Annotated in this window: 3 protein-coding genes; all 3 read right to left on the bottom strand. The window is 69.6% G+C overall.

Going from position 1 to position 1,304, the window contains the following annotated elements; all coding sequences use genetic code 11:
* Positions 1-321: hypothetical protein (locus tag MKK75_RS00520; RefSeq protein ID WP_244040686.1), on the bottom strand; the 321-nt coding region annotated here is incomplete at its 3' end.
* Between the two features lies 1 nt (position 322).
* Positions 323-736, bottom strand: coding sequence for a DUF3768 domain-containing protein (locus tag MKK75_RS00525; RefSeq protein WP_244040687.1), 414 nt, complete (start codon positions 734-736; stop codon positions 323-325).
* Between the two features lie 4 nt (positions 737-740).
* On the bottom strand, positions 741-1,025 hold the full coding sequence (locus MKK75_RS00530; protein WP_244040688.1) for a hypothetical protein: 285 nt from the start codon (positions 1,023-1,025) through the stop codon (positions 741-743).
* Positions 1,026-1,304: the final 279 nt, after the last annotated feature.

The following is a 1,304-nucleotide window of genomic DNA, read 5'->3' on the forward strand; positions in this document are numbered from 1 at the left end:
CGTGTTCGGGGCGAGGTCGTCGCGCATCAGTTCGGGCGTGGTCAGGAGCCGCAGCAGGACGGTCGTGAGATCCGGTACCGCGGCGATCAGCTTCGCGTCGGCCAAGCGCTGGATCCCGGTGGCGATGTGCAGGCAAGATCCGCCGAACTCGACCGGGCGCGCCCGCCGGATGAAGTAGGGCCACCCGCCCGGCCGTTCTTCCGTCGCGGGCTCGACACCGAGCATCCGCACCGCGGGGGTATCGTCGGCCTCGGCTTCGCCGCGCACGAGCCAGGGGCCAAGCGTCGGCACGCGAGCGGCCGATAGCCTGCGCCCGCTCACGTCAGTACTCCTTGGCCAGCATGAGGGTCAGGACACGCGTCGTCACCGCTGGGTTGGCTGGGTCGGGTGAGTGCCCGCGCAGATCGCGGTCGTAGGCATCGATCTTCCAGAAACAGCGCTGGGCGCCGACCGCGACCGCGCCGAAATCGTGCTCGCCGTGCGGATCGTTGTCCCCGTCGAAGTTATCGAAGCGGCGCACGGCCAGCAGCAGGGCGATGCGTTCGGCCTCGGGCAGCGCGAGCACGCCGGGCGTCGCGATTACTCGCCCGCCGACGAAGCTGCGCCGGAGGGCGTCGTTCAGCACCGAGATGCGAGCTGCGCCGTTGCCTCTGGCCGTCAACTCTCCATCATGCGAATGGGGTCGGCGATCCAGCACGTTCGCTTTTTGTTCTGAGCGTGCGGTATGGTTGGCCATGACCTTACTCCGCTGATGCGAGATGGGCAGCCAAGCGGTCGGCCGCGGCGAAGGCGCGGCGGGATAAGTCGGCCAAACGGTGCGCCTCGGCCTCGAAGGCAGCACCCAGCGCCTGCCGTACCCCCGGACGCTGCGCCTCGGCCGCGCACAGCACCGCTTCCAGCTCGCCCGCGCTGAGGTCGAGCACGCTGGCGAGCGCACGGCCAAGGTCGGGTACGGCCGCGCCGCTGACAGGCAGGCGCGAGAGTGCGTGGGGGGCCGCAGTGTGATCAATCTTCCGATCTAACATGAGGTCTCTCTTGTGAGTGAGGGTCGAGCGGTACCGCGGCGCGTCGGCCGGGGTGGGGCGCGACACGCCGAGGCAACGGGGCGCCGAGATCGCAGGCTTGGCTCAGCGCCCGCGCGTCGGGGTTGCAGGATGCAGCAAGCCGAGTGCGCGGCGGGAGCGGCTGAACTCGGGGTAATCGGGATAGTCAACCCAGGTCAGGACGAAGTGGTCGTCGGCCTTCGTGGCCACGACCGTGGCGGCATAGTAGGCGTCCTCGTCATCGCCCTGGGCCAGCACGAG

This window comes from Methylobacterium sp. J-030 (assembly GCF_022829545.1).
Classification (GTDB): domain Bacteria; phylum Pseudomonadota; class Alphaproteobacteria; order Rhizobiales; family Beijerinckiaceae; genus Methylobacterium.

What these genes read in the sequence shown, in the direction of transcription:
- MKK75_RS00525 (WP_244040687.1), bottom strand. Translation starts at nt 736, where the DNA reads ATGGCCAACCATACCGCACGCTCAGAACAAAAAGCGAACGTGCTGGAT.
- MKK75_RS00530 (WP_244040688.1), bottom strand. Translation starts at nt 1,025, where the DNA reads ATGTTAGATCGGAAGATTGATCACACTGCGGCCCCCCACGCACTCTCG.